Below are 4,613 nucleotides of genomic sequence, written 5' to 3'. Positions count from 1 at the left end.
AGCCATTTCATTATTCGACCGAGTTGTAGGATCGGTACGCGGTCAACTGTGGGAGCGAGCCTGCTCGCGATGGGGCCAGAGCCAACAAAAAGCCCGCCCGATCTGCTGAGGATCGGGCGGGCTTTTTACGCCTGGGGTTCAATCAGACGCTTTACGGATACTGCTGAACCTGGCCCTGCTGCTGATATTCCTGACCAGGAATCGCCTTCAGGTTGACCTCGACGCGACGGTTCTGCGCCCGGCCATTCACATCACCATTGCTGGCAATCGGGTTATCCGGCCCGGCACCACGCGCCGACAGGTTGGCGCCGCTGACACCCTGGGAGGTCAGGTAAGTCGCCACACTTTGGGCGCGACGCTGGGACAGGTCCATGTTGTGCTGACGGCTGCCGGTGCTGTCGGTGTAGCCGACGATCTCGATCTGGTTCTGGTTGAACTCCTTGAGCGAGCCCGCCAGGCTGTTCAGCGGCTGGTAGAAGCTCGACGCGATGTTCGCCGAATCGGTGGCGAAGGTGATGTTGCCCGGCATGATCAGCTTGATCTGATCGCCCTGACGTTGCACTTCAACCCCGGTGTTGGCCATGCTGGCCCGCAACTTTTTCTCCTGCTGGTCGGCGTAGTAACCGTAACCGGCGGCAGAAGCGCCCACCACGGCGGCGCCAATCAGAGCGCCCTTGCCACGGTTATCGTGACCGATGGCAGCACCGGCCAGTGCACCGGCCAAGGCGCCGAGGCCACCGTATTTGGCGGTTTTGCTCATGCCCGTGGAGCCGCCATCAGCCTGACCCTGGTTGTCATAAGGGTTCTGCGATGCGCAACCGGACAACAAAGCCACAGCTGTAGCGACAATAATCAAACGACGCGAGGTGAACATGGAGAGCTCCTACTTTTTTGCATTCTGTGGTGCAGCGGACTTAAGCAATGAACCTTTGCGGGCGTTTGATCATGGCCAACGCCAAAAATTCCGTCGTGCCTTTCACAACTGCATCTTCAGGCTCGTACAAAGGGGTTACCGCGCATTTCATCGCCCAGACACGTGTCCGGACCATGACCGGTCACCACCGTCGCCTCTTCGTCGAGGGTATACAACCGCTGCTTGATCGACCGCACGAGAGTCGCCTGATCGCCTCCCCATAAATCCGTGCGCCCTACCCCGCGCTTGAAAAGCGTGTCACCGGCAATCAGCAGCTTAGCCTCTGAAAACCAAAAGCTCATGGAACCTGGTGTATGACCCGGCGTGTGCAACGCCACGCCACACCCGCAAGCCAGCTCTTCATCGTCGGCCAACCAACGATCTGGCGATGGCACGGGGGTGTAAGGCACGCCGAACATCTGGCACTGCATCTCCAGATTGTCCCAGAGGAATTGATCTTCTTTATGCAGATGCAGCGTCGCGCCGGTTTTCTCCTTCAACTGGCCAGAGGCGAGGAAGTGATCGAGGTGCGCGTGGGTGTGGATGATGCTGACCACTTTCAGGCCCAAGGCATCCAGGCGAGCGAGGATCAGTTCGTGGTTACCGCCCGGGTCGACGACGATGGCCTTCTTGGTGATCGGGTCGCCGATGATTGTGCAGTTGCACTGCAACGGGCCGACGGGGAAGGTTTCGCGGATGAGCGCTGGGGTCGGCGCGTTCATGGGAGGTCCTGATTAGTCAATTTCGAACAGGATACCAGCGCGCACTCCTCAAGACTCACTGGTGCACGCCGACACAGATTTACTGGACAGTTTTTTGACGCCATCAATTAAAAAATAATGGCCATGTGATATCAATTGACACTGACTCTGGTGCAAAATTACTTCTTTGTAGCGGCCACATACAGGACGGTCGCGGCTCTCTCAGGATATTAAAAAATGTCGTCTCCTTTCGGTTATGTTTTAACAAAGCCATCTTTTCTGACTGGTAATCAACAAGCCGACAGCCTGATCTACGGCACCTCCTGGCTGAGTCCTGACTTCGGTGGAGACATATTCGCGACACGACTGACTTACAGTTTCGTTCAACCGGGCCAGTCGTATTTCACGCCCAATTACAGCTCCCACAACGAGTTCCTGAACAGTTTCGCCCTGACATCGGCCCAACAAAACGCCGTGACCGCTGCGCTTGGCGCCTGGAGCGCGGTGGCTAACGTCAAGTTCACTCTGGTCAGTGACAACCTCAACACCGTGGGCGACTTGCGATTCGGCGGCTATTGGGGCATGGACGACGATGCCGCTGCCTGGGCCTACGTCCCCGACCGGACACCGTCGGGCGGGGATGTCTGGATCAGCCCGGACACGAACAACTCCGCCCCCGTCAAAGGCACCTACGACTTCATGACGTTCGTGCATGAAATAGGTCATGCCCTGGGTTTCAAGCATCCATTCGAGTCGAGCCAATCCAACAGTACGCTGATCTCGCCCCTGCTCGATGATACGCATTACACGATCATGAGCTACAACAATGCGTATTCCTACCAGCCGACGACGCCGATGCTGCTGGATATTCTCGCTATCCAGAAGATTTACGGCGCCAACATGCTTTGGCAAACCGGTAACAACGTCTATAGCTGGGCACCCGACCAATCAGTGTTCGAAACCATCTGGGATGCCGGCGGAAACGATACGATCGATGCCAGCAACCAGCAGGCGGCCGTCAGACTGAACCTGAATGAGGGTGAGTTCAGCAACATCGGCAAGGCATTCGTCGACATTGCGAATCTGGAACTGATCAATGACGGGCTGACGATCGCCTTTGGCGCCAAAATCGAAAATGCCACCGGTTCGGCCTTTGACGATGAATTGATCGGCAATGCGCTGGGTAACGTTCTCGATGGCGGTGCCGGCCAAGACACCATGATTGGCGGTGCAGGCAACGACGTTTATGTTGTGGATAACGCTGATGACGTGGTGGTGGAAACCAGCACCTCGCTGAGCGAAATCGACACGGTTATGTCGTCCATCAGCTACACCTTGGGCAGCAGTAGCAATCTGGAGAACCTGACCCTCACCGGTAGCGATAATCTGGACGGTACCGGTAATGCGCTGAGCAACCGCCTCGTCGGCAACGCTGGCAATAACACGTTGGACGGCAGCCTCGGCGCCGACGTGATGATTGGCGGTTCCGGCAATGACACCTACATCGTCGACAACCTCAAGGATGTGGTTACCGAGAGCAGCACCCTCGCCTCCGAAATCGACACCGTACGCTCCTCGTTCAGTTGGACCCTCGGTGCCAACCTGGAAAACCTCACCTTGACCGGCGGTGACAACACCAACGGTGTCGGCAATGCCCTGAACAACGTACTGACCGGCAACGTCGGCAACAACATCCTCAACGGCTTAGCCGGCTTGGACACGCTGAGCGGCGGCGCCGGCGACGACACCTACGTCCTTGACCAGGCCGGTGAACTGGCACTGCTGCAGGATGGCGTTGATCAAGGCAATGACCTGCTGTACATCAACTACGCATCAACCTTGGCCACCAACACTGTCGATCTCAGTCAAAGCAACCTGCAAAACGTCGAGGATGTCATCGTCACCGGGCTCGGTGAATTCACCGTGATCGGCAACGACCTGAACAACATCCTGATCGGCAACAACTATAACAACACCCTGCTGGGCGGCGCTGGCAACGACTGGCTGGATGGCTGGGCCGGGTCTGACAAGCTCATTGGCGGCAGCGGCGATGACACCTACGCCATTTACAACAATGGAGTGCATGTCACCGAACTGGCTGACGAAGGCCACGACCTGATTAGAACGGCGGTGAGCTACTACTTGGAAGACAACGTCGAGGATGGCTTGCTACTCGGTTCTGCAGCGCTGAGCCTCACCGGTAATGAACTGGACAACAGCCTCACCGGCAACGCCGCTGCCAACGTACTTGATGGCTGGGACGGAGCCGACACCCTCGACGGCGGTGCCGGCAACGACACCTACGTCGTCGACAATGTTGGCGATACAGTAATCGAACGAGGCACTTCGCTGGCCGAGATCGACACGGTGCTGTCGTCGATCAGCTACACCCTGGGCAGCAACCTCGAAAACTTGACCCTTATCGACTTCGACGACGTGAATGCTACCGGTAATGCGCTGAATAACCGCCTCGTAGGTAACCGCGGCGACAACATCCTCGACGGAGGCCTTGGCGCCGACGTGATGACCGACGCCAGCGGCAGCGACACCTACATTGTCGACAACGTCAAGGACGTGGTCGTCGAGACAGGTATCTGGACGTGGGATACCGACACCGTGCGCTCCTCGGTCAGCTGGACCCTGGGCGCCAACCTGGAAAACCTCACCCTCACCGGCAGCGACAACCTCAACGGCGTCGGCAACACCCAGAACAACGTGCTGACTGGCAACAGCGGCAACAACGTGCTCAACGGTGGTACGGGACTGGACACGCTGATCGGCGGCGCCGGCGACGACACCTACGTCCTCGACCAGGCCGGTGAACTGGCGCTACTGCGGGAAACAACCGATCAGGGTCGTGACCTGCTGAACATCACCTACGCCTCGACCCTGGCCGGCAGCACCGTCGATCTCGGTCAAACCAGCCTACGAAACGTCGAGAACGTCACCCTCACCGGCCTCGGCGCCTTCACCGTGGTCGGCAACGACCTGAACAACAC

Annotated in this window: 3 protein-coding genes; 1 reads left to right on the top strand and 2 read right to left on the bottom strand. The window is 58.0% G+C overall.

The genetic code is table 11. The features are described from left to right. Positions 1–151 precede the first annotated feature (151 nt). Both PMI30_RS02235 and PMI30_RS02240 read right to left on the bottom strand, forming a co-directional pair. On the bottom strand, positions 152–874 hold the full coding sequence (locus tag PMI30_RS02235) for an OmpA family protein (RefSeq protein WP_007905276.1): 723 nt from the start codon (positions 872–874) through the stop codon (positions 152–154). A 116-nt stretch (positions 875–990) separates the two neighbouring features. Beyond that, the gene (locus PMI30_RS02240) at positions 991–1,635 is read right to left on the bottom strand and encodes an MBL fold metallo-hydrolase (RefSeq protein WP_008014570.1); all 645 of its coding nucleotides are present in this window, start codon (positions 1,633–1,635) and stop codon (positions 991–993) included. A 216-nt stretch (positions 1,636–1,851) separates the two neighbouring features. Between PMI30_RS02240 and PMI30_RS30145 the strand changes: the two genes are divergently transcribed. Continuing rightward, on the top strand, positions 1,852–4,613 hold a 2,762-nt coding region (locus PMI30_RS30145; RefSeq protein ID WP_008014569.1), incomplete at its 3' end, for a M10 family metallopeptidase C-terminal domain-containing protein.

Origin of the sequence: Pseudomonas sp. GM50 (genome assembly GCF_000282375.1) — a bacterium.
GTDB lineage: Bacteria > Pseudomonadota > Gammaproteobacteria > Pseudomonadales > Pseudomonadaceae > Aquipseudomonas.
The sequence above is the reverse complement of the archived record's forward strand: the minus strand, read 5'-3'. Positions and strand labels throughout refer to the sequence as shown.